This window comes from Kosakonia pseudosacchari (assembly GCF_015167415.1).
In the GTDB taxonomy this organism is placed as follows: Bacteria; Pseudomonadota; Gammaproteobacteria; order Enterobacterales; family Enterobacteriaceae; genus Kosakonia; species Kosakonia pseudosacchari.
In genome coordinates this window covers 537,395-562,315 of sequence record NZ_CP063425.1, presented here as the reverse complement: position 1 = coordinate 562,315, position 24,921 = coordinate 537,395, and the positions used below count along the sequence as shown (strand labels likewise).

Here is a 24,921-nt window from a genome sequence, read left to right as displayed (position 1 = left end):
CAATGAAATTAATCACATTTCATTGCCGCCCCCTTTTTATTCTAAAAAAAAGTTAAAGGAATAATTATGGAAAAGCACTACGTCGGTTCTGAAATAGGTCAATTGCGTAGCGTTATGCTGCACCGCCCCAATTTAAGCCTGAAACGGTTAACACCGTCGAATTGTCAGGAGCTGTTATTCGATGACGTGTTATCGGTCGAGCGCGCCGGGGAGGAGCATGACGCCTTCGCAAACACACTGCGCGAGCAGGGTGTGGAAGTCCTGCTGTTGACCGACCTTCTGACCCAAACGCTTGATATTGCAGAGGCAAAAGCCTGGCTGCTGGAAATCCAGATCTCCGATTATCGCCTTGGCCCCACCTTCGCCGCAGACGTGCGCAGCTGGCTGGCGGATATGTCGCATCGCGAACTGGCGCGGCGGCTCAGCGGTGGATTAACCTACGGCGAGATCCCGGCATTTATTAAAAATATGGTGGTTGATACCCACACGGCAAATGATTTTATTATGAAGCCGCTGCCCAACCATTTATTTACCCGAGATACCTCGTGCTGGATTTACAACGGCGTGTCGATTAATCCGATGGCTAAACCGGCCCGCCAGCGGGAAACGAATAATCTGCGCGCTATTTATCGCTGGCATCCGGATTTCGCCGATGGAAATTTTATTAAATATTTTGGCGACGAGAATATTAATTACGATCACGCCACCTTAGAGGGCGGCGATGTATTAGTGATTGGCCGCGGCGCGGTATTAATTGGTCTCTCTGAACGCACCACACCGCAGGGCGTGGAATTCCTTGCCAATAGCCTGTTCAAACACCGCCAGGCCGAACGCGTTATCGTCGTTGAACTGCCAAAACATCGCTCCTGTATGCACCTCGACACGGTGATGACCCATATCGATATCGACACCTTCTCCGTTTACCCCGAAGTGGTGCGCAAAGACGCCCAGTGCTGGACGCTCACCCCGGACGGGCGCGGCGGCCTGCAACGCACGCAGGAAAGCGACCTGCTGCACGCCATCGAAAAAGCGCTGGGTATTGACCAGATCCGCCTTATCACTACCGGCGGCGATGCCTTTGAAGCCGAACGCGAACAGTGGAATGACGCCAATAACGTCCTCACGCTGCGTCCCGGCGTGGTCGTGGGCTACGAGCGCAATATCTGGACCAACGAAAAATATGACAAAGCCGGGATCACCGTGCTGCCGATCCCCGGTGATGAGCTGGGACGCGGGCGCGGCGGCGCGCGCTGCATGAGCTGCCCACTGGAACGCGACGGCATTTAAAGGAGCCATCATGGAAAGAAAACCCACACTGGTTGTCGCGCTGGGCGGCAACGCGCTGCTAAAACGCGGCGAACCGCTGGAAGCGAACATCCAGCGCCAGAATATTGATCTTGCCGCCCGCACCATCGCCGGGCTGACCGCGCAGTGGCGCGTGGTGCTGGTACACGGCAACGGGCCGCAGGTTGGCCTGCTGGCGCTGCAAAACAGCGCGTACGACAAAGTCACCCCCTACCCGCTCGACATTCTCGGCGCGGAAAGCCAGGGAATGATCGGCTACATGCTGCAACAGTCGCTGAAAAACAGCCTGCCCCAGCGTGAAGTGAGCGTGCTGCTCACCCAAGTGGAAGTGGACCCCAGAGACCCGGCGTTCAGCAACCCGAGCAAATACATCGGCCCGGTCTACAGCGAGGCGCAAGCCCAGGCGCTGCAGCAGGAGAAAGGCTGGGTATTTAAGGCCGATGGCCGCTACTTCCGCCGCGTTGTCCCCTCCCCGCAACCTAAACGCATTGTCGAAAGCGACGCCATTAGCGCGCTGATAGACCGCGATCACCTGGTGATTTGCAATGGCGGCGGCGGCGTGCCGGTGGTGGAAAACGCCACTGGCTACCACGGCATCGAAGCGGTGATCGACAAGGATCTCTCGGCGGCGTTACTGGCACGGCAAATCGAAGCAGATGCGCTGCTGATCCTGACGGATGCCGACGCGGTGTACCTCGACTGGGGCAAACCGACGCAACGCCCGCTGGCGCAGGTCACCCCGGACATGCTGCAAGGCATGCAGTTCGACGCAGGCTCGATGGGGCCGAAGGTCGCCGCCTGCCGCCAGTTTGTCGAGCAGTGTCACGGCATCGCGGGTATCGGCGCGCTGGCGGATGGCCCGGCCATTCTCGCCGGGGACAAAGGCACATTGATTCGTTACTGATTTAAAAAAGGAAATCTCATGAGCATCAACCTGAAAAACCGCAACTTTCTCAAACTGCTCGACTACACCCCGGCGGAGATCCAGTACCTGATCGATCTGGCTATTCAGCTAAAAGCAGACAAAAAAGCAGGTCGTGAGAAGAAAACGCTGGTTGGCAAAAACATTGCGCTGATTTTTGAAAAAACCTCCACCCGCACCCGCTGCGCGTTTGAAGTGGGCGCGTTCGATCAGGGCGCGCAGGTAACTTATCTCGGGCCAAGCGGATCGCAGATTGGCCACAAAGAGTCGATGAAAGACACCGCCCGCGTGCTGGGGCGCATGTATGACGGCATCGAATATCGCGGTTACGGGCAGCAGATTGTGGAAGAACTGGGTCAATACGCGGGCGTGCCGGTGTGGAACGGCCTGACCAACGAATTTCACCCCACGCAGATCCTCGCCGATCTGATGACCATGCTGGAACACGCACCGGGCAAGCGCTTGTCAGAATTGCGCTTTGCTTATCTGGGCGACGCACGCAACAACATGGGCAATTCATTGATGGTCGGCGCGGCGAAGATGGGCATGGATATCCGCCTGGTGGCCCCGAAATCCTTCTGGCCGGAGGCGGCGCTGGTCGAGCAGTGCCGCGCCATCGCCGGTGAAACCGGCGCGCGCATCATGCTCACCGAGGATGTGGAAGAAGGCGTACACGGCGTCGATTTCCTCTACACCGATGTGTGGGTATCGATGGGCGAGCCGAAAGAAGCCTGGTCCGAGCGCGTCAGCCTGATGAAACCCTACCAGGTAAACGGCGCGGTGGTGAAAGCCACCGGTAATCCGCAGGTGAAATTTATGCACTGCCTGCCCGCGTTTCATAACGAGCACACCAAAGTGGGCGGCGAGATCGAAATGGCGTATGGCCTGAAAGGGCTGGAAGTTACCGAAGAGGTTTTCGAATCGCCTAATTCTATCGTTTTTGATGAAGCAGAAAACCGGATGCACACCATCAAAGCGGTGATGGTGGCAACTCTCGGCGACTAACCACTCCCCCGGCGCGCCGCAGGTGCGCCGGGGTTAAGGAGCACATCATGGGCAAGTTCAAGTTCCCTTCCGCTTACACCATTCTCTTTTTGTTGATTGCCATTGTCGCCGCGCTCAGTTGGGTGATCCCCGCCGGGCAATACCAGATGGCAATGAACCCGGCCCTCGGTAAAGAGGTGCCGATTGCCGGTACTTATGCGCATGTCGCCGCGCATCCTCAAGGGTTAATCGCCGTGATCATGGCACCAATAAGCGGCCTTTACGATCCCGATACCGGCCAGGCCGGTGCCATTGATGTGGCGCTGTTTATTCTGATCATCGGCGGGTTTCTGGGCATCGTCACCAAAACCGGCGCCATCGACGCCGGGATCGAGCGCGTGACTACCCGTTTGCGTGGTCGTGAAGAGTGGATGATCCCGATCCTGATGGCGCTGTTTGCCGCAGGCGGCACCATCTACGGTATGGCCGAAGAGTCGCTGCCGTTTTATACGCTGCTGGTTCCCGTGATGCTCGCCGCCCGTTTTGATCCGGTTGTCGCCGCCTCCACCGTGCTGCTCGGCGCGGGGATCGGCACGCTCGGATCAACCATCAACCCGTTCGCCACGGTGATCGCCGCCAACGCCGCCGGGATCCCGTTCACCCACGGCATCCTGTTGCGTGTTGCGCTGCTGGTGATTGGCTGGATTATCTGTGTTGCCTGGGTGATGCGCTACGCCCGTAAGGTACGCGCCAACCCGGCGGCGTCGATCATCGCCGATAAGCAAGAGGAAAATCGGGCGTTTTTCCTCGGTAATAAATCGCCGGAGATGCTCGAATTCACCCCGGTGCGCAAGCTGATCCTGCTTATCTTCGCACTGGCCTTTGTGGTGATGATTTATGGCGTGGCGGTGCTCGGCTGGTGGATGGCGCAGATCTCAGCGGTATTTCTGGCAAGCGCCATCATCGTGGGTTTGATCGCCCGTATGAGCGAAGAGGAATTGACCTCAACATTTATCAACGGCGCGCGGGATCTGCTGGGCGTAGCGCTGATTATCGGCATTGCCCGCGGTATCGTAGTGATCATGGATAAAGGCATGATTACTCATACTATTTTGCACAGTGCTGAAGGCATGGTCAGCGGGCTATCCACCGTCGCGTTTATCAACGTTATGTACTGGCTGGAAGTGGTGCTGTCGTTCCTCGTGCCCTCCTCCTCTGGCCTCGCCGTGCTGACGATGCCGATCATGGCGCCGTTGGCCGATTTCGCTAACGTCAACCGCGATCTGGTGGTTACCGCATACCAATCGGCTTCCGGCATCGTCAACCTGGTGACGCCTACGTCGGCGGTGGTGATGGGTGGGCTGGCTATCGCCCATGTCCCCTATGTGCGTTACCTGAAGTGGGTCGCCCCCTTGTTGGCGATATTAACGGTGGTGATCATGGCGGCACTCAGCCTTGGCGCTCTGCTGTAGCGCGCCGGGTGGCGCTTTGCGGCCCCGGTCTGTGGATAATATGTCAGCCCGGTAAGCATGGCGTTGCCGGGCGTTTTGTTTCGCTAACTACTACGGGTAAAAGATGATGGAATATGGAGATTATTCACCGAAAGAGCAGCTACAACTGGCGGTCTGCCAGCGCCTGATTAGCGAAAAGAGTTATCTTTCACAGGAGGAGATCCGGCGTGATTTGCAGCGCCACGGTTTCGACAGCATCAGCCAGTCCACCGTTTCCCGTCTGTTGACGTTGCTCGGCGTAATCAAAATCCGCAACGCCAAAGGGCAAAAAATTTATTCGCTCAATCCGCAGTCGCGCCCGGTGCCGGACGCCGCCCGCTCCGTCTCCGAAATGGTGGTTAGCGTTGAGCACAATAGCGAATTTATCCTTATTCACACCGTAGCGGGATATGGCCGCGCAGTGGCACGTATTCTGGATTACCACCAGTTGCCGGAGATCCTCGGCGTGGTGGCAGGAAGCAGTATCGTCTGGGTCGCACCGAGGATCGTGAAGCACACGGCGCTGGTGCATAAGCAAATTAATTATTTACTTAGAACGCATTAATATTCAAAGAGAACCGTTTGCATTGCGTAAAATGTGCATCAATCGCTTGATCCGCGAAAACAGCTGCGTATAATCCGGGACAATTTGCCGGGAGGAAGCATGAATCAGTGTGTACGACAAACTGTCTTACCGCGTCTGAAAAAAGGCGCTGGCCTGCCGTTTTCCTTCCCGTTGATCACCGAATTCCACAGCCCCTCTATTGAGGGGCTTTTTTTTGCGCAGTCGTCAGGAGATAACCATGGCTAACCCGCTATATCAGAAACATATCATTTCCATAAACGATCTCAGCCGCGAAGAACTCGAACTGGTGCTACACACCGCCGCACGACTGAAGGCCAACCCGCAGCCGGAGTTGCTCAAGCATAAAGTGATCGCCAGTTGCTTCTTTGAAGCCTCCACCCGCACGCGTTTATCGTTTGAAACCTCCATGCACCGCCTCGGCGCGAGCGTGGTCGGTTTCTCCGACAGCAGCAACACGTCGCTGGGTAAAAAAGGCGAAACGCTGGCCGACACCATTTCGGTGATCAGCACCTATGTGGATGCCATTGTCATGCGCCACCCCCAGGAGGGCGCGGCGCGTCTGGCTACCGAGTTTTCCGGCGGCATTCCGGTGCTCAACGCTGGTGACGGGGCTAACCAGCACCCGACGCAAACGCTGCTCGACCTGTTCACCATTCAGGAAACACAAGGCCGGCTGGAAAACCTCAACATCGCGATGGTCGGCGACCTGAAATATGGCCGCACCGTCCATTCGCTGGCGCAGGCGCTGGCGAAATTCAGCGGCAACCGCTTCTACTTTATCGCCCCGGACGCGCTGGCAATGCCGCAGTACATTCTCGATATGCTGGACGAAAAAGGCATGGCCTGGAGCGTACACGCCAGCATCGAAGAGGTGATGGCGGAGGTGGATATTCTCTATATGACGCGCGTGCAGAAAGAGCGTCTGGACCCGTCGGAATACGCCAACGTCAAAGCCCAATTTGTTCTGCGCGCCAGCGATTTAACTAACGCGCGCAGCAATATGAAGGTGCTGCACCCGCTGCCACGCGTGGATGAAATTACCACCGACGTGGATAAAACACCGCACGCCTGGTATTTCCAGCAGGCCGGTAACGGTATCTTCGCCCGCCAGGCTCTGCTGGCGCTGGTTCTCAATCGCGATTTGGCGCTGTAAGGAGAGAGACAATGACACACGATAACAAACTGCAGGTCGAAGCCATCAAACGCGGCACCGTGATTGACCACATTCCCGCCCGCGTCGGGTTTAAACTGCTGACGCTGTTTAAGCTGACAGAAACCGACCAGCGCATCACCATCGGCCTGAATCTACCGTCCGGCGAGATGGGGCGCAAAGATTTGATCAAGATCGAGAACACCTTCTTGACCGACGAGCAGGTAAACCAGCTGGCGCTGTATGCGCCGCAGGCCACCGTTAATCGCATTGATGAGTATGAAGTGGTGGGCAAATCGCGCCCGAGCCTGCCGGATCGCATTACGGGCGTGCTCGTCTGCCCGAACAGCAACTGCATCAGCCATGCAGAGCCAGTTGCCTCCAGTTTTGCGGTGAAAAAACGCGAAAACGACATCGCGCTGAAGTGCAAATATTGTGAGAAAGAGTTCTCGCACCATGTGGTGCTGGCTAACTAATTGCGGTTGGTATTGCGTTTTTCCCTCCCTATAATGGGGCGGAACCTCAATACCGCTGTCATTCAGGAGTAATTATGACCAAAGTTATCGCCACGGAAAATGCGCCAGCAGCGATTGGCCCTTATGTGCAAGCTGTTGATCTTGGCAACATGATCCTGACCTCGGGTCAGATCCCGGTGGATCCAAAGACCGGTAGCGTACCGGAAGATGTGGCGGCGCAAGCGCGTCAGTCGCTGGACAACGTGAAAGCGATTGTTGAAGCTGCGGGTCTGAAAGTCGGCGACATCGTGAAAACCACCGTTTTCGTAAAAGATCTCAACGATTTCGCCACCGTTAACGCCACCTATGAAGCGTTTTTCAACGAGCATAACGCCAGCTTCCCGGCGCGTTCCTGCGTGGAAGTCGCTCGTCTGCCGAAAGACGTGAAAATCGAGATTGAAGCCATCGCCGTTCGCCGTTGATTGCGGCCAGGCGAGAGATAAAAGGCAGCTTACGCTGCCTTTTTTATTACTGGTTGCGCGTGGCGCGCAGCAGTTTTTCCAGCGGATAGACCGCCGCTATCACCACTTCGTCCTGAATTTGCGCCGCGTTATCCAGCTCGCGCTGAATAGACGCTATCTCGCCATCATCCAGCGTCCCCTGACGCGCCACCAAATCCGTCAGCCGCAACCCAATAGTGGCGAGCTTATCCACCTGCAAAATCACCGGTCGCATCGCTTTTAGCTGATAGTTGCTGTCGCTAAGCGCCAGCGCATCGCTGGTGTTAGCCTGCCAGCGGCTAAACAGATGGCGCAGCGCCACGGCGCTGGTGCTGTCTTCGGCGTCGCTCACTACATTGTCAACCCACTGGTTCATCTGGCGAACAGTGCTGCTCTCCGGTGCCAGCGCATCGGCAAAGCGGTTCAACGGCTCGAACTGATGATAGTTACCGGCCTGGAATTTCAGGTGCTGGCGCGTGTAGTAGTGCGCCGGTTCGATAGCCTGGGCGAGGATTTGTAGCGGTAATGTATCAGCACTGTTCGCAAGGCGCGTGAATTGCACCAGTTGCTGGCTATGCTGTTGCAGGCCGACCGACACCGTGGACCAGCTATCTATCGCCTGCAAACGGCTGTACATGTTGTCGGTGTCGTTCACATCCTGCGCCGACCATAAACGTTCCGCCACGGCAAACGCGCGCGGCCACAGTTTGATATCCAGCACCGGCGCGACCACATTTTCCGCCCACAGCGCGGCTTCGCCACCGAGCAAATTCGCCTGCTGGCTGGCGTCCGGTATGGCAGGCGCGATGCCTTTCGGCACCTCGTTTAGCCGCGCGCCGGTGACCGGATAGCGCGCGTTACCCAGCAGGAAGTAACCGCCGAGTTTATCGTCGGAGAGGGTGATGACCGGGCGGGTTTCGCCCATCCACGTATCAACGACAAAACTGACCTGGCTGTCGCTTCGCCAGTCGATATGCTGCACGGCGCGGCGGGATTTACCTTTGAAATCAATAAATCCGCGCCAGCCACTTTCGCCTTTCACCAGCGTAAACATCCCTTCCACCGGGCTGCCTTTCAGGCGCGGCATCGAAAACGACCAGCTTTGCGCACTGTCGTTATCGGCTATCACATCCACGTCATTTAAGCCCTGCGGCACAATCTCATTGCGATAGTGATAGGCGGTGTACTGCGGCTGATCGAGGTAAAAACCGGTCGAAAGAATGCCTTTGTAACCCTGCTTTGCCACCTCGCCCAGCGCGTCCTGTCCCTGCCAGGATTGGATCACAATACTTTTGGGCAGATCCGGGTGGAAGATCTCATCCCAGCCCACCATCTGGCGCTGATGTTTTTCGAGGATCGCCTCCAGTTTGCGGTTGAAATAGGCCTGCAATGCGTGGCTATCGGCCAGTTTGTTGTCGCGCATAAATTGCTGGATCGCCGGGTTGTTTTTCCACTGCGTATCGTCCACTTCATCGCCACCAATGTGCAGATACGCATCCGGGAAGATCGCCGCCAGTTCGCTGACCATCGCCTCAGCAAAGGCATATGTCGCCGCTTTTGTCGGATCCAGCACCGGTTTCAACACGCCCCAGTGGCGCTCCATCTGATACGGCCCCGGCGCACTCATCAGTTCCGGGTAGGCGACAGCAATCGCCGAAGCGTGTCCCGGCATGTCGATTTCCGGCACCACGCGAATGCCACGCGCTGTGGCGTAGCGCACCACTTCGCGCATTTGCTCTTCGCTGTAAAAGAGGCCATCGCTGGCAAGTTGCGTCAATTTGGGGTAACGCTTTGAGCTAAAACGCCAGCCCTGATCGTCGGTTAAATGCCAGTGCAGCACGTTCAGTTTCGCCGCCGCCATGCCGTCGATCTGCCGTTTGATGTCCTCGACCGACACAAAATGACGGGCGGAATCGAGCAGTAAACCGCGCCACGGGAAGCGCGGCGCATCGTCAATGGTCACCCACGGCAAGGTGGTATTTTCCGTGCCGTTTTGTATTAGCTGGAGCAGCGTTTCCATGGCGCACAGTGCGCCAAAACGGGTATTGGCGGCAATTTTCACGCCATTCGCATCGATGGTCAGCGTGTAGCGCTCATCGCTATCCAGCCTCGGCAGCGGCGCCACTTTTTTGGCGATGGTTATCGAAATGGTGGGATGTTGCGGTTTTTCGGCCTGCGGCTGCAGCGTCCAGCCGGTTTGCCGGGCGATACGCTGGCGCAATCGCGTAACGGCGTCGCCCAGATCGTCGCCGCTGACGCTGACAGAGAGCGCGTCCGCCAATACCAGCGAGCCCTGCGTTGCCGGACGTTCAACCTTTGCCGGCCACGGCATCAGCGGCAAGTCGCCTGCGGGCGCAGCAAAAGCGGTAGAGCCGAGCAGCAACCCGGCAGTTAACAGGCTGTAACGCAACATAAATGTTCCTTCAGAAGAGGTCAGGCGAGGGAAAACATTTTGTTAACATGCGCCCTCAGGAGCGTCAAGCACGCCGGGCGACAGGGATCACAGCTTGCGGGAATTGAGAGAAATACCCGGCCTGTGCGCTAAGCACAGGCCGGAGTCAGGTGAAGGTTTACTGCCAGCCGTAACGGCGGCTGTAGAACCCTTTCATCCACTGCGTGAGCGTCATATAACCTGCAAGGATCGCCACCAGCCACGGGAAGTACGCCAGCGGCAGCGCCTGCAATTGCAGGTATTGCGCCAGCGGCGAGAACGGCAACGCAATGCCGACACAAATCACCATCAGCGTCATCGCCACCAGCGGCCAGGCGGCGCGGCTCTGGATAAACGGCACGCGGCGGGTGCGGATCATATGCACAATCAGCGTTTGCGACAGCAAACCGACGACAAACCAGCCGGACTGGAACAGGGTTTGCGCTTCCGGCACGTTGGCTTTAAACACCCACCACATCACGCAAAACGTCACGATGTCGAAGATGGAGCTTATCGGGCCGAAGAAGATCATAAAACGGCCCAGATCCGCCGGATTCCAGCGCTGCGGTTTAGCGATCTGCTCGTCATCGACGTTATCAAACGGGATCGCCACCTGCGATACGTCATAGACCAGATTCTGAATCAGCAAGTGCAGCGGCAACATGGGCAAAAACGGCAGAAACGCGCTCGCCACCAGCACACTGAAGACGTTACCGAAGTTGGAGCTGGCAGTGATTTTGATGTATTTCAGCATGTTGGCGAAAGTGCGGCGCCCTTCAATCACCCCCTCTTCCAGCACCATCAGGCTCTTTTCCAGCAAAATAATATCTGCCGCCTCGCGGGCGATATCCACCGCGCCATCGACGGAAATCCCGATATCCGCCGCGCGCAACGCCGGGGCGTCGTTAATGCCATCGCCCATAAAACCGACTACGTGCCCTTCGCGTTTCAGCAGACGGACAATGCGCTCTTTATGCATCGGCGTCAGACGGGCAAACAGCGTAATGTGCTTCGCCATTTGCGCCAGCTCATCATCGCTCATGCGCTCAATTTCGCTGCCGGTTAGCGCATCGCCCACTTCCAGCCCCACTTCGTGACACACTTTCGCCGCTACCAGTTCGCTGTCGCCGGTAAGGATTTTGACGGTGATACCGCTGGCTTTCAGCGCTTTGAGCGCCGGTGCGGTGGTCTCTTTCGGCGGATCGAGGAAGGCGATATAACCTTCGAGGATCAGATCCGACTCATCAATACGCTGGTAGTCACCGCTACGCGCTGGCAGATATTTGGTCGCCACCGCCACCACGCGCAGCCCCTGGCGGTTTAGCGTGCTGGTCACCCGTTCAATGCGGCGCAGCATGGTGTCATCCAGCGGGAAGATTTCGCCGTTGAAACGCACCTGCGAGCAGACGCTGAGGATCTCCGTTAACGCGCCTTTGCAAATCAGTTGATGTACATCCGCCTGCTGCGCCACCACCACCGACATGCGGCGGCGCTCGAAATCAAAGGGGATCTCATCCACTTTGCGCCAGCTCGCCGCCAGCGTTTGCGCCGCTTCCGCGTCCACACCTTCCAGCACGGCGGTATCCAGCAGGTTTTTCAGCCCGGTCTGGTAGTGGCTGTTCAGCCAGGCGCTGTGCAACACCAATTCGCTGACTTTACCGCTGATATCCGTGTGATTTTCCAGCACGATTTTGTCCTGCGTCAGGGTGCCGGTTTTATCGGTACAGAGGATATCCATCGCGCCAAAGTTCTGAATGGCGTCCAGATGTTTCACGATCACTTTCTGTTTCGACAGTTTCACCGCACCGCGCGCCAGCGTGGAGGTGACAATCATCGGCAACATTTCCGGTGTCAACCCCACGGCAACCGACAGCGCAAACAGCGCCGCTTCCCACCAGTCGCCTTTGGTAAAGCCATTGATCAGCAACACAATCGGCGTCATCACCAGCATAAAACGGATCAACAACATGCTGACGCGGCTGATGCCTTTCTGAAAGGCGTTTTGCTCGGTTTCCTGCTCACTGACCCGCCCGGCCAGTTGACCAAACCAAGTGTTGCCGCCCGTGGCGATGACCATCGCCTGCGCCGTACCGCTCACCACATTGGTGCCCATAAAGCACAGGGTATCGGCTTCCAGCGGGTTGCGCTGCGCGGCCTGGCGCGTCGTCGCCACTTTCTCCACCGGCAAAGATTCGCCAGTCAGCGAGGCCTGAGCGACAAACAGATCCCGCGCCTGCAACACGCGCAGATCCGCCGGGATCATATCGCCTGCGGCCAGCTTGACGATATCGCCCGGCACAAGCTGGTCGATAGGCAATTCGCACCAGCCATTCTCACCCTTCTCATTCACCACACGCAGCACTGTCGCGGTGTTGCTAACCATCGCTTTCAGCGCATCGGCCGCTTTGGTGGAACGCGCCTCTTGCAGAAAGTTGAGCAGCGTCGAAATCGCTACCATCAGCGCAATCACGCAGGCGGCGAACAGATCTTCGGAGGCATAGGAAATAATGCCTAAGCAGGTCAGTAGCAGGTTAAACGGGTTGCGATAGCACACCCACAAATGCACCCACCAGGGGGCGGGTTTCTGCGCCGGGATCAGGTTTTCGCCGTGGGTTTCCCGCGCCAGTTCCACTTCTTGCGGGTTCAGCCCTTCCGGATGGCTGGCGAAAGTGTGCCAGAGCTGCTCATGTTCCATCGCAGCAATCTGCAGGCAGCGTTCACCCATCGAAGCGGGAATTGCGCCCTGCGCGATATGTTGCACGCCGGGGAGCGGATCGCGCTGTACCAGACGATGCGGTAAATGGCGGTTGAGGCGAGCGAAAAGCTGCCGGGTAATGTTTTTCAGCATGATAGTGTCCTTGCCCCCGCGTCACGCGGGTGCGATTTATAACTGGCATAGCAAAGCCGCGCCAGCTGGCGTTTTTAATCGGGCAGGGACGAAAACGACGTCGCTGCCTTACGCATCCGGTAAGGCAGCAACAGCAGGCTTACCGGAAAAAGTATCTCCGTCGCGGGAGAGGGGTGGGATCGGGATCCATCTGGCCTCCGGTAAGGTGTGAAGGGCGAATCATAACGTAGCGGTATCATAGACCCGCTGAATTAAACCAAACATATACACACCGCCAATTGGTAGCACAAAGTGTATAAACCAGACTTTGCTCATTGCTGGCGCTTGGAAGGGATGCAAAACTCCTTTATCCTGCAACCCGCCCCCATCAGGAAAGGATTGAAGTATGCAAAACCGGCTGACAATCAAAGACATCGCACGTTTAAGCGGCGTGGGCAAATCCACTGTTTCCCGTGTGCTGAATAACGAAAGCGGCGTAAGCCAGCGCACACGCGAACGGGTGGAAGCGGTGGTTAATCAGCACGGTTTCTCCCCTTCCCGCTCCGCGCGCGCCATGCGCGGACAGAGCGATAAAGTGGTGGCGATTATCGTTTCGCGTCTGGATTCTCTCTCTGAAAACCTTGCCGTACAGACCATGCTCCCGGCGTTTTACGAACAGGGTTATGACCCGATTATGATGGAAAGCCAGTTCTCACCGCGGTTGGTCGAAGAACATTTGCAGATGCTGAGCCACCGGAATATTGATGGCGTGGTGCTGTTTGGCTTTACCGGCGTCACCGAAAGCCTGCTCACCTCCTGGCAGTCGTCGCTGGTGCTGCTGGCGCGCGACGCCAGCGGTTTCGCCTCGGTCTGTTACGACGATGACGGCGCAATCCAACTGTTGATGGAAAATCTTTACGCTCGCGGGCACCGCCATATCAGCTTTATTGGCGTACCGCACAGCGATGCCACCACCGGCAAACGCCGCCACGACGCCTATATGGCATTTTGTCAAAAACACCAGCTCGAACCCAGGTTCGCCCTACCGGGCCTTGCCATGAAGCAGGGTTATGAACATGTCGCCCACGTTTTAACCCCTGACACCACCGCGCTGCTCTGCGCGACCGATACGCTGGCACTCGGTGCCAGTAAATATTTGCAGGAACAGCGCATTGATAATCTGCAACTGGCCAGCGTCGGCAACACGCCGCTGATGAAGTTTCTGCACCCGGAAATTGTCACCGTTGATCCCGGTTACGCCGAAGCGGGTCGCCAGGCCGCCGCGCAATTAATAGAACAGGTCAATGGCCGCGCCACGCCTCGCCAAATCGTGATCCCTGCCCGCCTCGTTTAAGCCGCTTTATCGTTTATTGTGATCCTCGCCAAGTTTCGGGAACGTTCCCATTTTTAATTTTTTTGCCTGCGGTTACGCTTTGCCTCGGTCAAGTTACGCATCATTTCTCCCCCCGAGAGGCACCAGGATGAGCAAAGTCAATCCATCAGATATCGAACAACTTATTACGCTGGTTGGCGGGCGCGAAAACATCGCGACGGTCAGTCACTGTATTACCCGTTTACGTTTTGTATTAAACAACCCGGCCGCCGCCGACCCAAAAGCGATTGACCAGCTACCGATGGTCAAAGGCAGTTTCACCAACGCCGGGCAGTTCCAGGTGGTGATCGGCACCAACGTCGGCGACTACTATCAGGCGCTGCGCGCCGCTACCGGTCTGGCTCATGCGGATAAAGAGCAGGCCAAACAGGCAGCGCGACAAAATATGAAATGGCATGAGCGCTTAATCTCCCACTTCGCGGAAATCTTCTTCCCGCTGCTGCCCGCACTGATTAGTGGCGGTTTGATCCTCGGTTTTCGCAACATTGTCGGCGATGTTCCAATGAGCAACGGCCAGACGCTGGTGCAGATCTTTCCGCCATTGAAAACCGTGTATGACTTTCTCTGGCTGATTGGCGAAGCGGTCTTCTTCTATCTGCCGGTCGGCGTTTGCTGGTCTGCGGTGCGCAAAATGGGCGGAACGCCGATCCTCGGTATCATCCTCGGTGTGACGCTGGTTTCTCCGCAATTAATGAACGCTTATTTACTGGGCTCGCAAGTGCCGGAAGTATGGAACTTTGGTCTGTTCAGCATCGCAAAAGTGGGCTATCAGGCGCAGGTGATCCCAGCGCTGCTGGCGGGCCTGGCGCTCGGCATCATTGAAACGCGGCTCAAAAAGCTGGTGCCGGATTCCCTCTATCTGGTGATTGTTCCGGTGTGTTCACTGATCCTGGCGGTGTTCCTGGCGCATGCGTTAATCGGCCCGTTCGGCCGCATGATTGGTGATGGCGTGGCATGGGCGGTTCGCCATCTGATGACCGGCAGCTTCGCCCCGATTGGCGCGACACTGTTTGGTTTCCTTTATGCGCCGCTGGTGATTACCGGTGTGCATCAGACCACGCTGGCTATCGATATGCAGATGATTCAGAACATGGGCGGGACACCGGTGTGGCCGCTGATTGCGCTGTCAAACGTTGCACAAGCCTCGGCGGTGGTGGGCATCATTATCTCCAGCCGTAAAGAGAATGAGCGTGAAATCTCGGTTCCGGCGGCTATCTCCGCGTTTCTCGGCGTAACCGAACCGGCCATGTACGGCATCAACCTGAAATACCGCTTCCCGATGCTGTGCGCGATGATCGGTTCCGGCCTTGCCGGGTTGTTGTGCGGCCTTAACGGCGTGCTGGCGAACGGGATTGGCGTGGCCGGTCTGCCAGGTTTTCTCTCGATTCAACCCGCTTTCTGGCAGGTCTTCGCACTGGCTACAGCGGTGGCGGTTGTCATCCCGCTGGTGCTGACCTCCTTTGTTTATCAGCGTAAGTTCCGTCACGGCACATTACAGATTGTGTAATTTTTGGGGCGCGTTTGCGCCCCTTCGTTTTCGCAGGAAATCATGATGAATACCCTTCCCCACTGGTGGCAAAACGGCGTTATCTACCAGATTTACCCAAAGAGTTTTCAGGACACGACCGGCACAGGCACCGGTGATTTACGCGGCGTGATAACGCGCCTCGACTACTTACAAACCCTCGGCGTCGACGCCATCTGGCTGACGCCATTTTATATTTCCCCGCAGGTGGATAACGGCTACGACGTCGCGAATTACACCGCCATCGATCCGCTTTACGGCACACTGGCAGATTTTGATGAACTGGTCGCCCAGGCGCACCAGCGTGGTATCCGGCTGGTACTGGATATGGTGTTTAACCATACCTCGACGCAACACGCCTGGTTTCAGGCGGCGCAAGATCCGGCGAGCCCCTACCGTTCTTTCTATATCTGGCGCGACGGCGAACCAGAAACGCCGCCGAATAACTGGCGATCGAAATTCGGCGGCAGCGCATGGCGCTGGCACAGCCAGAGCGGCCAGTACTATTTGCATCTGTTCGCGCCAGAGCAGGCAGATCTCAACTGGGAAAACCCGGCGGTGCGCGACGAGTTGAAAAAAGTCTGCACATTCTGGGCCGATCGCGGTGTCGACGGTTTGCGTCTCGATGTGGTGAATTTAATCTCCAAACAGCAGGATTTCCCCGACGATCACCGCGGCGACGGGCGACGTTTTTATACCGACGGCCCGCGCGCCCATGAATTTTTGCAAGAGATGAGCCGCGAGGTTTTTCGCCCACGCGAATTAATGACGGTGGGTGAGATGTCCTCCACCACGCTGGAACATTGCCAGCGCTACGGTGCGCTCGACGGCAGTGAGCTGTCGATGACGTTTAATTTCCACCATCTGAAAGTCGACTATCCCGACGGCGAAAAATGGTCGCTGGCGAAACCGGATTTCGTGGCGTTGAAATCGCTGTTCCGCCACTGGCAGCAAGGGATGCACAACGTGGCGTGGAATGCGCTGTTCTGGTGTAACCATGATCAACCGCGCATTGTGTCGCGCTTTGGCGATGAAGGCGCGTTGCGCGTGCCCGCCGCCAAAATGCTGGCGCTGGTGCTGCATGGCATGCAGGGCACGCCGTACATCTATCAGGGCGAAGAGATTGGCATGACCAATCCGCATTTTGCGCGCATTACCGACTACCGCGATGTGGAAAGCCAGAATATGTTTGCTGAACTGCGGGCGGCCGGGCGCGAACCGGAAGAGCTGCTGGCGATCCTCGCCAGCAAATCGCGCGATAACAGCCGCACGCCCATGCAGTGGACCGCGCGTAAAAATGCCGGTTTCACCACCGCCGATCCGTGGATTGGTCTGTGCGATAACTATCGGGAAATCAACGTCGAAAACGCGGTTAACGATCGCGATTCGGTGTTCTATACCTACCAGTCGTTGATTCGCCTGCGTAAAAACTTGCCGATACTCAACTGGGGCGATTATCAGGATCTGCTCCCCACTCATCCGCACTTATGGTGTTACCGCCGTCAGTGGCAGGGAGAAACGTTGTTGGTTATCGCCAACCTCAGCAATCAATTCCAGCCGTGGCGACCAGAAACGTTGCCAGGTGACTGGCAGGTTGCCATCAGCAACTATGCGGAAGTTTCCCCTGTTCCTGCTGAAATGACCCTGCGACCATTCGAAGCCGTTTGGTGGCATCAAAAATAAGCGTTTTTCACTTCCCTGGCGCAAAAAAACAGCAGGCATAAACCTGCTGTTTTTGCTGCATTTTTAGTCAACGAAATAATCACTGAATTTATATTTCTTCTGAATGCCCGTCCCCTGCGCTATCCGGTTTTTACTTTGTTCTGAGTCAATAAAAGCGTAAACATGTTTGATGCAAATCACTATATATAGAAATTAGAATGCACCCCGGCCCTATATGTTGTATTAATCGACTATTATTCGAACAAGCTGACCACCGCGAAAGCGATACACGCTGTGGATAACACGGGCCAGGACGGGACAAACTTATTGGTTTTAGTAATGAATAACCAGCCAGTCGGCGCGTCCTCATACTGTGGATAACCTGTTTTCTAAAATGGAGTGATCATGACACCGCATGTGATGAAACGAGACGGCTGTAAAGTGCCTTTCAAGTCAGAGCGCATTCAAGAAGCGATTTTGCGTGCAGCTAAAGCAGCGGGAGTCGATGACGCAGACTATTGCGCCACCGTCGCAGAGGTTATTAGTCGTCAGATGCAGGGCCGATCGCAGGTCGATATTAGCGAAATCCAGACTGCCGTCGAAAACCAGTTAATGTCCGGGCCGTATAAACAACTGGCGCGCGCCTACATTGAGTATCGCCACGATCGCGATATCGCCCGTGAAAAACGCGGCCGTCTGAACCAGGATATTCGCGGTCTGGTTGAGCAAACCAACTCGGCGCTACTCAATGAGAACGCCAATAAAGACAGCAAAGTGATCCCGACTCAGCGCGATCTGCTGGCCGGGATTGTCGCCAAGCACTACGCTCGCCAGCACTTGCTGCCGCGCGATGTGGTACTGGCGCACGAACGCGGTGAGATCCACTACCACGATCTCGACTACTCGCCGTTTTTCCCGATGTTCAACTGTATGCTGATCGATCTGAAAGGCATGCTGACCCACGGCTTCAAAATGGGCAACGCGGAGATTGAACCACCAAAATCGATCTCTACCGCCACGGCGGTTACCGCGCAGATTATCGCCCAGGTCGCCAGCCATATTTATGGCGGCACCACCATCAACCGTATCGACGAAGTGCTGGCACCGTTCGTCAGCGCCAGCTTCGAAAAACACCGCAAAGTCGCCAGCGAGTGGAATATTCCTGACGCCGATGGCTATGCGCGCAGCCGCACCGAGAAAGAGTGTTACGACGCGTTCCAGTCGCTGGAATATGAAGTTAACACCCTGCATACCGCGAACGGTCAGACTCCTTTTGTCACCTTCGGTTTCGGGCTGGGCACCAGTTGGGAATCCCGTTTGATCCAGCAGTCAATCCTGCGTAACCGCATTGCGGGGCTGGGTAAAAACCGTAAAACCGCCGTGTTCCCGAAACTGGTGTTTGCTATTCGCGATGGTCTGAATCACAAGTTCGACGATCCGAACTACGACATCAAACAACTGGCGCTGGAGTGCGCGAGCAAGCGCATGTACCCGGACATCCTCAATTACGATCAGGTTGTGAAAGTGACCGGTTCGTTTAAAACGCCGATGGGCTGCCGCAGCTTCCTTGGCGTGTATGAAGAGAACGGCGAACAGATCCACGACGGGCGCAACAACCTCGGTGTCATCAGTCTTAACCTGCCGCGTATCGCGCTGGAAGCGAAAGGCGATGAAGCGGCGTTCTGGAAACTGCTGGACAGCCGCCTGCAACTGGCGAAAAAAGCGCTGATGACCCGTATCGCGCGCCTCGAAGGGGTGAAAGCCCGCGTTGCGCCCATCCTGTATATGGAAGGGGCTTGCGGCGTGCGCCTGAAAGCGGATGATGATATCGCGCCGATCTTTAAAAACGGCCGTGCGTCGATTTCGCTGGGTTATATCGGTATTCACGAAACGATTAACGCCCTGTCTGGCAATAAGCACATCTACGACAGTGAAGCACTGCGTGCCAAAGGCGTGGCGATCGTTGAGCGTCTGCGCCAGGCGGTTGATCAGTGGAAAGAAGAGACCGGCTACGGTTTCAGCCTTTACAGTACGCCGAGCGAAAACCTGTGCGACCGCTTCTGCCGTATCGATACCGCTGACTTCGGCGTAGTGGAAGGGGTAACCGATAAAGGTTACTACACCAACAGCTTCCACCTTGATGTCGAGAAAAAGGTGAACCCGTACGACAAAATCGATTTCGAAGCGCCGTACCCGCCGTTAGCCAGCGGTGGTTTTATCTGCTACGGCGAGTACCCGAACATTCAGCACAACCTGCGCGCACTGGAAGATGTCTGGGATTACAGCTACCAGCATGTGCCGTATTACGGCACCAACACGCCAATCGATGAGTGTTACGAGTGCGGTTTTACCGGTGAGTTCGAATGCACCAGCAAAGGTTTTACCTGCCCGAAATGCGGTAACCACGACGCGTCCCGCGTTTCCGTTACCCGCCGCGTTTGCGGCTACCTCGGCAGCCCGGACGCACGTCCGTTCAACGCTGGCAAGCAGGAAGAAGTGAAACGCCGCGTGAAACACCTCGGCAACGGGCAAATCGGTTAACACCTCCGTCGCCCGGTGAGTGGCGTTTACCCGCGCCGGGCACACGGTCAGTGACTTCACCGTACCTGATTGCCCGATGGCGCTACGCTTATCGGGCCTACGTTTTCTGCCGCTACGATTTTTCTCTGATACGTTTCCTCTAAGCAGTTGACGTTGTAGCAAGGCGGCAAACGAGTAAATCCCGGGGAGCTTACATAAGTAAGTGACCCGGGTGCGCGAGAGTAGCCAACGCAGCTACAGCGCCAAATGCGACGAGGAAACATGAATTACCACCAATACTACCCAGTCGACATCGTCAACGGCCCCGGCACCCGCTGCACACTGTTCGTCTCCGGCTGCGTCCATGAATGCCCGGGCTGCTACAACAAAAGCACCTGGCGGCTGAATTCCGGCGTGCCGTTTACCGAAGAAATGGAAGATCGGATCATTGCCGATCTCAACGATACGCGTATCAAACGCCAGGGGATTTCGCTCTCCGGCGGCGATCCGCTGCACCCGCAAAACGTGCCGGACATTTTAAAGCTGGTGACCCGCATCCGCGCCGAGTGCCCAGGTAAAGATATCTGGGTGTGGACCGGTTACAAAATGGACGAACTGAGCGCCGCGCAGCGGGAGGTGGTCGGATTGATCAACGTGCTGATCGACGGCAAATTTGTTCAGGATCTGAAAGACCCGATGCTGATCTGGCGCGGCAGCAGCAACCAGGTTGTGCATCACTTGCGTTGACCCCATTAGAGCCGCTTGCTGGCATCCTGATAAGCGGCGGCTTTTTCGCGTTTACCGATAGACACAACGAATACCGTCACCACATTGTCTCTGACCTGATAGACCAACCGGTAGCCTGATGTTCGCAATTTGATTTTGTAGCAATCCGGAAATTGATGCAGTCGGGCCTTTTCAATTCGTGGTTGAACCAGCACCTCCGCCAGTTTCTTTTTGAACTGTGTTTTTACCGTGGCGCCGAGTTTTTTCCATTCTTTGTATGCGCGGGGATCAAACACCAGCTCATAATTCATCCAGATTAACCTTGATGCCTTTTTGCGGGTTCGCCAGCCGCTCCCGGACAATCTCCAGCAACGCCGATTCGTCCTCGCTCACCGTCACTGTTTTGATCGGCATACGCCCGTTTTCAGCGACATATTGAAACAGTAAGCGAACGGCTTCGGTTGGGGTGATATTGAGTTTTTCCAGCACGCGCCAGGCCTCTTCTTTGAGTTTGTCATCCAGTCGAACATTTAACGTCGCCATTATGCCTCCGGTAAAAAGAGAATGTGTAATGCAATATAGCATTACATTCGCATTACACGCATTTATGGAAAGCCGCTCTCATTCTCTCTCTTTCAGTGCGACGATATGTATTCCGACGCTGAATGCGCCGGAGGAACGGCAAAACTGTTTTGCATACGTCTGACCTCCTCCGCTGGCGGTAAACCGAAGAGCCGTTTGAACTCACGGTTAAACTGTGACGGGCTTTCGTAACCAACAGCGTAACAGGCCGCTGCGGCAGTGAGTCGCTGACGAACCATTAACATCCGCGCCTGGTGCAATCGCACCGATTTCACATACTGCATCGGCGGCATCTGGGTTATCGCTTTGAAATGGCTGTGGAATGTCGGCACACTCATCCCGGCTTGCTGAGACAGTTGCGACAGCGTTAAGGATTGAGCATAAGTCGCGTGAATGTAACGCAGCGTTTTGCCAATTTTACCGAACTGCCCCTGCAAGGCTAACGCGGCACGCATCGCATTGCCTTGTGCGCCGGTCAACACACGAAAATAGAGTTCCCGTACCCGCGCCGGGCCAAGGATCGCCGCTTCAAGCGGGTTGCCGAGCGTCTCCAGTAAACGCAGCACCGCGCTTTTCAGCGTCTCATCCATCGGGCTGGACATCATGCTTTGCGGCGAAGCGGAGACTAGCGGAAAGCCGTGCTGTTCAATTTGCAGCATCACATCTGCGGCGACCTGGAAATCCAGATGCATGTAAATCGCCAGCAGCGGGTGGTCAGCCGATGCATCGGTTTCCATCACAAAAGGCACCGGAACCGATACCGCCAGATAGTGCTGCTCGTCGTAAAGATAGATCTGTTGGCCGAAATAACCCCGCTTACTGCCCTGGCAGACAATCACGATCCCCGGATCGTACAGTACCGGCGTGCGGGCCAGCGGGCGATCGGAACGCAAAATGCGCACATCCGCCAGCGCGGTCAGGTTGTACCCCTCCTGCGGGGCAAGTTCCATTAACCTCGCAATCATATCTGACATCGCATACCTCATAAGATCAGGCAATAAAAAGAGAAGATATGGCCTAAAAAGCCAGCAGGCCAGAGAATACTATGCAGCTTCCATTTTTCATGGGAGTAAGCGTTATGTCACCTGCAAAAACACTGTTCATCACCGGCGTCAGCAGCGGCTTTGGTCGCGCGCTGGCTCAGGAAGCACTGGCTGCGGGCCACAAGGTCATTGGCACGGTGCGCAACCGCGAAGCGCAGCAGGCATTTGAAGCCCTGCATCCAGACCGGGCGTTTGCCCGCCTGCTTGATATCACCGATGTTGCACAAATCAATCATGTCGTCGCAGAGGTTGAATCAGGCATCGGGGCAATCGACGTGCTGGTAAACAACGCCGGTTACGGCCATGAAGGGATCATGGAAGAGTCTTCGCTTGAAGAGATGCGCCACCAATTCGACGTCAATGTGTTTGGCGCTGCGGCCATGATGAAAGCCGTGCTACCCGGCATGCGCCAGCGCCGCAGCGGGCACATTATCAATATCACCTCGATGGGCGGTTATATCACCATGCCTGGAATAGCCTGGTATTGCGGCAGCAAATTCGCGCTCGAAGGGATCAGCGAAACGTTGGGCAAAGAGGTGAAGCCTTTTGGCATCCACGTGACGGCGGTGGCGCCGGGATCGTTTCGTACCGAGTGGGCCGGCCGCTCAATGATCCGCACGCCCCGCGCCATTGCCGATTACGATGCGCTTTTTGATCCGATTCGCCAGGCGCGCGAGGAAAAAAGTGGAAAACAGCCTGGCGATGCCGTCAAAGCGGCACGTGCCATGCTGACGATAATAGACAGCGACACGCCGCCCGCGCACCTGCTGCTGGGCAGCGATGCGCTCAGTCTGGTGCGTGACAAACTGGCTGCGCTCAGCGCGGAGATTGACGCATGGGAGGCGCTTACCCGCTCTACCGATGGTTAACAGACACGGGGCGCGAAAGCGCCCCGGAATGGGCTCAAAAGCGGCTCAGCGACTCCATCGCCACACTTTTAAACGACGCGAAATCGGCACAGGCACAGAGTCGCGCCGTTACGCGTTCGCGCAGGAAGGTAACGAAAATATCGTAGATCGCCATCGCCTCTTCATACTCACTCTTGCTGATCGCCAGCAAGAAGATGACATGCGCGGTTTCATCGCCCCACGCAATCCCCTGCGGCGCCAGCACGGTATAAACCACCGTTTTTTTCGCCAGCAGCCCCAGGGCGTGCGGCAACGCGATGCCCTCGCCGAGCAGGGTGCTGACAATCGCTTCGCGCTCGACCACCGAATCGAGAAACTCCGCGTCGACAAAGCCTTCATCCTGCAATTGGTGACACAAGGTGTTGAACAGCGTTTGTTGATCCATCGCGCCGTCGATGATGCGGAAATGCGCGGCATCAAAATACTTTTCCAGCATCCACGGACGCGTTCGGTCTACCAGCACCAGCTTGCCGATCTGCTCCAGTTGATACTCGCTCGGAAACGGCGCGATGGTGACGACCGGCTTATCTTTTTCATTTACCCGCGCGGTAGAGATAACAAAATCCTCCGCGATGCCGTCGCACTGCTCGTACTCACGCAGCGTCACGGTACGCGTCACCACAATCTGCGGATATTTACGCGACAGCACCGCCTCAATCATCCGCACCATCGCATTACCGACATCGCACACCAGCAACACGCGCGGCTGACGCTGATAACCCACATTGTAATGGCGCTCAAGACCCACGCCGATATGCAGCACCAGAAAACCGATCTCGTTTTCGCTGATCACATACGGCGTATATTTCCCCCAACTGGAGACCGCCGCCAGCGTCATATCCCACGCCATGGGATAGTGCTGTTTAATGTTATCCAGCAATGGGTTAGGGATCATAATCTGGTAGCGCACGCGCGTGATCATGGTTTTGATATGCGTGAGCAGATCCGCATGTAACTGGTCATCGTTTTGCAGGTTGTAGTTATAGTGCGTATTGATATAGCCAAGGATGTAGTTGACCAGCGCTTCGTCGTCATCGGCGCTGATGGCGCTGGGCGCAATCTCCTGCACGCGTCGCCCGGCGATATGCACCCGCAGCCAGTGCTCTTCCGCCGCCGCCAGCGGTTTTCCCGCCAGTTGTTGCAACGCAGCAGAGATATCCCGCGCCGCCTCTTTGACATTGTCGTCCCCATCTTCGGCGCTGAATTCAGAGAGCGGATAGCCCTCGCTGATGCGGCGGACCGCCACCGCGCAGTACAGGCGGATAAACAGATCGCCCTCATCCGTGAGGCGAATATGGTGACGGTTAAAACAGTCATGCAGAATGGCGGCCAGCGTCTCCAGCACGCCCGGATTAAGCGCTTCTTCGGTGATCAGCGGGTTATCGGCATTTTGCTGCGCCAGTTCCCACAACAGATCCGTCAGACAGGCGCGCAGCGCCATTTCGCTGCCAAACAGTTTCATGCCGTGACGCGGACGGGTTTCCAGCGTCAGACGGTAGCGGGAAAACCACTCGCGCACCTCGGTCATATCATTTTGCAGCGTGGCGCGGCTGACAAACCACTCATCCGCCAGATCTTCCAGCTTGAGCGAGAAGGCGGACGTGAGAAAACGCACCACCAGGTAATGTACGCGCTCCGGCCCGCTGCGCGGAATGCGCAGCGCGCGCGGGCGCGCCGCCTGCAAACTCTGGTAACGCGTGGCGTCGTCAATTTTCAGTTGATAGCCGCTGCCGCGCGTCAAAATAAACTGCGCGCCGTGGTGCAGCAGCAGAGCGTTCAGTGCGGTGATATCGGCCCGAACGGTACGCGTCGAGACCGACAAGCGCTGTGCCAGCTCATCCTGCGGTAGAGTCTCGTTTTGCAACATCATAAACAGTTGCGCCAAACGTTGGTTCGGGAATCGCACGTCGCT

22 protein-coding genes are annotated in these 24,921 nt (G+C 56.4%); 15 read left to right on the top strand and 7 right to left on the bottom strand.

The window, feature by feature from the left end:
* Positions 1 to 66: 66 nt before the first annotated feature.
* The 9 genes from arcA to ridA all read left to right on the top strand — a co-directional run bounded on the left by arcA (position 67) and on the right by ridA (position 7,374).
* Positions 67 to 1,287 carry an arginine deiminase gene (arcA, locus tag IP581_RS02595; protein ID WP_193821683.1) on the top strand — a complete coding sequence of 407 codons (1,221 nt, stop codon included), beginning with the start codon at positions 67 to 69 and terminating at the stop codon, positions 1,285 to 1,287.
* Between the two features lie 10 nt (positions 1,288 to 1,297).
* The gene (arcC, locus tag IP581_RS02590; protein ID WP_086872926.1) at positions 1,298 to 2,209 is read left to right on the top strand and encodes a carbamate kinase; all 912 of its coding nucleotides are present in this window, start codon (positions 1,298 to 1,300) and stop codon (positions 2,207 to 2,209) included.
* An 18-nt stretch (positions 2,210 to 2,227) separates the two neighbouring features.
* Positions 2,228 to 3,232: an ornithine carbamoyltransferase gene (gene argF, locus IP581_RS02585; protein ID WP_086872927.1), complete on the top strand. Its 1,005-nt coding sequence runs from the start codon at positions 2,228 to 2,230 to the stop codon at positions 3,230 to 3,232.
* Positions 3,233 to 3,279: 47 nt separating this feature from the next.
* On the top strand, positions 3,280 to 4,683 hold the full coding sequence (locus IP581_RS02580; RefSeq protein ID WP_193821682.1) for a YfcC family protein: 1,404 nt from the start codon (positions 3,280 to 3,282) through the stop codon (positions 4,681 to 4,683).
* Positions 4,684 to 4,786: 103 nt separating this feature from the next.
* Positions 4,787 to 5,266, top strand: a complete 480-nt coding sequence (locus IP581_RS02575; RefSeq protein ID WP_086872929.1) for an arginine repressor — start codon at positions 4,787 to 4,789, stop codon at positions 5,264 to 5,266.
* A gap of 99 nt (positions 5,267 to 5,365) precedes the next feature.
* Positions 5,366 to 5,512: a pyrBI operon leader peptide gene (locus IP581_RS02565; RefSeq protein WP_020456307.1), complete on the top strand. Its 147-nt coding sequence runs from the start codon at positions 5,366 to 5,368 to the stop codon at positions 5,510 to 5,512.
* Positions 5,505 to 6,440: an aspartate carbamoyltransferase gene (pyrB, locus tag IP581_RS02560; RefSeq protein ID WP_065369960.1), complete on the top strand. Its 936-nt coding sequence runs from the start codon at positions 5,505 to 5,507 to the stop codon at positions 6,438 to 6,440. The genes IP581_RS02565 and pyrB overlap by 8 nt, the downstream gene beginning before the upstream one ends.
* A gap of 11 nt (positions 6,441 to 6,451) precedes the next feature.
* Positions 6,452 to 6,913, top strand: a complete 462-nt coding sequence (pyrI, locus tag IP581_RS02555; RefSeq protein WP_193821681.1) for an aspartate carbamoyltransferase regulatory subunit — start codon at positions 6,452 to 6,454, stop codon at positions 6,911 to 6,913.
* A 74-nt stretch (positions 6,914 to 6,987) separates the two neighbouring features.
* On the top strand, positions 6,988 to 7,374 hold the full coding sequence (gene ridA / locus IP581_RS02550; RefSeq protein ID WP_017459089.1) for a 2-iminobutanoate/2-iminopropanoate deaminase: 387 nt from the start codon (positions 6,988 to 6,990) through the stop codon (positions 7,372 to 7,374).
* Between the two features lie 46 nt (positions 7,375 to 7,420).
* Here ridA and IP581_RS02545 read toward each other — a convergent pair whose 3' ends face one another.
* The 3 genes from IP581_RS02545 to mgtL all read right to left on the bottom strand — a co-directional run bounded on the left by IP581_RS02545 (position 7,421) and on the right by mgtL (position 12,861).
* Positions 7,421 to 9,805 (bottom strand): beta-N-acetylhexosaminidase, encoded by a 2,385-nt coding sequence (locus tag IP581_RS02545; protein ID WP_193821680.1) that lies wholly within the window; start codon positions 9,803 to 9,805, stop codon positions 7,421 to 7,423.
* 157 nt (positions 9,806 to 9,962) lie between these two features.
* Positions 9,963 to 12,671: a magnesium-translocating P-type ATPase gene (mgtA, locus tag IP581_RS02540; RefSeq protein WP_193821679.1), complete on the bottom strand. Its 2,709-nt coding sequence runs from the start codon at positions 12,669 to 12,671 to the stop codon at positions 9,963 to 9,965.
* Between the two features lie 139 nt (positions 12,672 to 12,810).
* Positions 12,811 to 12,861 (bottom strand): mgtA regulatory leader peptide MgtL, encoded by a 51-nt coding sequence (gene mgtL / locus IP581_RS24080; RefSeq protein ID WP_228007843.1) that lies wholly within the window; start codon positions 12,859 to 12,861, stop codon positions 12,811 to 12,813.
* A 195-nt stretch (positions 12,862 to 13,056) separates the two neighbouring features.
* Between mgtL and treR the strand changes: the two genes are divergently transcribed.
* The 5 genes from treR to nrdG all read left to right on the top strand — a co-directional run bounded on the left by treR (position 13,057) and on the right by nrdG (position 20,497).
* A complete protein-coding gene (gene treR, locus IP581_RS02530) occupies positions 13,057 to 14,004 on the top strand; it encodes a trehalose operon repressor TreR (protein ID WP_193821678.1) in 948 nt (315 codons plus the stop codon).
* Between the two features lie 127 nt (positions 14,005 to 14,131).
* Complete coding sequence (treB, locus tag IP581_RS02525; protein WP_086872935.1) at positions 14,132 to 15,550, top strand: PTS trehalose transporter subunit IIBC; 1,419 nt, start codon at positions 14,132 to 14,134, stop codon at positions 15,548 to 15,550.
* A gap of 45 nt (positions 15,551 to 15,595) precedes the next feature.
* Entirely contained in the window at positions 15,596 to 17,251 is a 1,656-nt protein-coding gene (gene treC / locus IP581_RS02520; RefSeq protein ID WP_193821677.1) for an alpha,alpha-phosphotrehalase, read from the top strand.
* Between the two features lie 384 nt (positions 17,252 to 17,635).
* On the top strand, positions 17,636 to 19,771 hold the full coding sequence (gene nrdD, locus IP581_RS02515) for an anaerobic ribonucleoside-triphosphate reductase (protein WP_086872937.1): 2,136 nt from the start codon (positions 17,636 to 17,638) through the stop codon (positions 19,769 to 19,771).
* Between the two features lie 261 nt (positions 19,772 to 20,032).
* A complete protein-coding gene (gene nrdG, locus IP581_RS02510; protein ID WP_086872938.1) occupies positions 20,033 to 20,497 on the top strand; it encodes an anaerobic ribonucleoside-triphosphate reductase-activating protein in 465 nt (154 codons plus the stop codon).
* A 5-nt stretch (positions 20,498 to 20,502) separates the two neighbouring features.
* Here nrdG and IP581_RS02505 read toward each other — a convergent pair whose 3' ends face one another.
* The 3 genes from IP581_RS02505 to IP581_RS02495 form a co-directional block, all read right to left on the bottom strand.
* The gene (locus IP581_RS02505; protein ID WP_086872939.1) at positions 20,503 to 20,787 is read right to left on the bottom strand and encodes a type II toxin-antitoxin system RelE family toxin; all 285 of its coding nucleotides are present in this window, start codon (positions 20,785 to 20,787) and stop codon (positions 20,503 to 20,505) included.
* Positions 20,777 to 21,019, bottom strand: a complete 243-nt coding sequence (locus IP581_RS02500) for a type II toxin-antitoxin system RelB/DinJ family antitoxin (protein ID WP_017459099.1) — start codon at positions 21,017 to 21,019, stop codon at positions 20,777 to 20,779. The genes IP581_RS02505 and IP581_RS02500 overlap by 11 nt, the downstream gene beginning before the upstream one ends.
* A 92-nt stretch (positions 21,020 to 21,111) precedes the next feature.
* On the bottom strand, positions 21,112 to 22,032 hold the full coding sequence (locus IP581_RS02495) for an AraC family transcriptional regulator (RefSeq protein ID WP_193821676.1): 921 nt from the start codon (positions 22,030 to 22,032) through the stop codon (positions 21,112 to 21,114).
* A gap of 104 nt (positions 22,033 to 22,136) precedes the next feature.
* On the opposite strand from IP581_RS02495, the gene IP581_RS02490 reads away from it, so the two are divergent.
* A complete protein-coding gene (locus IP581_RS02490) occupies positions 22,137 to 22,970 on the top strand; it encodes an oxidoreductase (RefSeq protein WP_193821675.1) in 834 nt (277 codons plus the stop codon).
* Positions 22,971 to 23,004: 34 nt separating this feature from the next.
* On the opposite strand, the gene IP581_RS02485 is transcribed toward IP581_RS02490, so the two are convergent.
* Positions 23,005 to 24,915 carry a BglG family transcription antiterminator gene (locus tag IP581_RS02485; protein WP_193821674.1) on the bottom strand — a complete coding sequence of 637 codons (1,911 nt, stop codon included), beginning with the start codon at positions 24,913 to 24,915 and terminating at the stop codon, positions 23,005 to 23,007.
* Positions 24,916 to 24,921: the final 6 nt, after the last annotated feature.

What these genes read in the sequence shown, in the direction of transcription:
- pyrB (WP_065369960.1), top strand. Translation starts at nt 5,505, where the DNA reads ATGGCTAACCCGCTATATCAGAAACATATCATTTCCATAAACGATCTC.
- pyrI (WP_193821681.1), top strand. Translation starts at nt 6,452, where the DNA reads ATGACACACGATAACAAACTGCAGGTCGAAGCCATCAAACGCGGCACC.
- ridA (WP_017459089.1), top strand. Translation starts at nt 6,988, where the DNA reads ATGACCAAAGTTATCGCCACGGAAAATGCGCCAGCAGCGATTGGCCCT.
- IP581_RS02500 (WP_017459099.1), bottom strand. Translation starts at nt 21,019, where the DNA reads ATGGCGACGTTAAATGTTCGACTGGATGACAAACTCAAAGAAGAGGCC.
- arcC (WP_086872926.1), top strand. Translation starts at nt 1,298, where the DNA reads ATGGAAAGAAAACCCACACTGGTTGTCGCGCTGGGCGGCAACGCGCTG.
- IP581_RS02575 (WP_086872929.1), top strand. Translation starts at nt 4,787, where the DNA reads ATGATGGAATATGGAGATTATTCACCGAAAGAGCAGCTACAACTGGCG.
- nrdG (WP_086872938.1), top strand. Translation starts at nt 20,033, where the DNA reads ATGAATTACCACCAATACTACCCAGTCGACATCGTCAACGGCCCCGGC.
- arcA (WP_193821683.1), top strand. Translation starts at nt 67, where the DNA reads ATGGAAAAGCACTACGTCGGTTCTGAAATAGGTCAATTGCGTAGCGTT.
- treR (WP_193821678.1), top strand. Translation starts at nt 13,057, where the DNA reads ATGCAAAACCGGCTGACAATCAAAGACATCGCACGTTTAAGCGGCGTG.
- IP581_RS02580 (WP_193821682.1), top strand. Translation starts at nt 3,280, where the DNA reads ATGGGCAAGTTCAAGTTCCCTTCCGCTTACACCATTCTCTTTTTGTTG.
- IP581_RS02565 (WP_020456307.1), top strand. Translation starts at nt 5,366, where the DNA reads ATGAATCAGTGTGTACGACAAACTGTCTTACCGCGTCTGAAAAAAGGC.
- nrdD (WP_086872937.1), top strand. Translation starts at nt 17,636, where the DNA reads ATGACACCGCATGTGATGAAACGAGACGGCTGTAAAGTGCCTTTCAAG.
- IP581_RS02495 (WP_193821676.1), bottom strand. Translation starts at nt 22,032, where the DNA reads ATGTCAGATATGATTGCGAGGTTAATGGAACTTGCCCCGCAGGAGGGG.
- argF (WP_086872927.1), top strand. Translation starts at nt 2,228, where the DNA reads ATGAGCATCAACCTGAAAAACCGCAACTTTCTCAAACTGCTCGACTAC.
- treC (WP_193821677.1), top strand. Translation starts at nt 15,596, where the DNA reads ATGAATACCCTTCCCCACTGGTGGCAAAACGGCGTTATCTACCAGATT.
- mgtA (WP_193821679.1), bottom strand. Translation starts at nt 12,671, where the DNA reads ATGCTGAAAAACATTACCCGGCAGCTTTTCGCTCGCCTCAACCGCCAT.
- IP581_RS02490 (WP_193821675.1), top strand. Translation starts at nt 22,137, where the DNA reads ATGTCACCTGCAAAAACACTGTTCATCACCGGCGTCAGCAGCGGCTTT.
- treB (WP_086872935.1), top strand. Translation starts at nt 14,132, where the DNA reads ATGAGCAAAGTCAATCCATCAGATATCGAACAACTTATTACGCTGGTT.
- IP581_RS02545 (WP_193821680.1), bottom strand. Translation starts at nt 9,805, where the DNA reads ATGTTGCGTTACAGCCTGTTAACTGCCGGGTTGCTGCTCGGCTCTACC.
- IP581_RS02505 (WP_086872939.1), bottom strand. Translation starts at nt 20,787, where the DNA reads ATGAATTATGAGCTGGTGTTTGATCCCCGCGCATACAAAGAATGGAAA.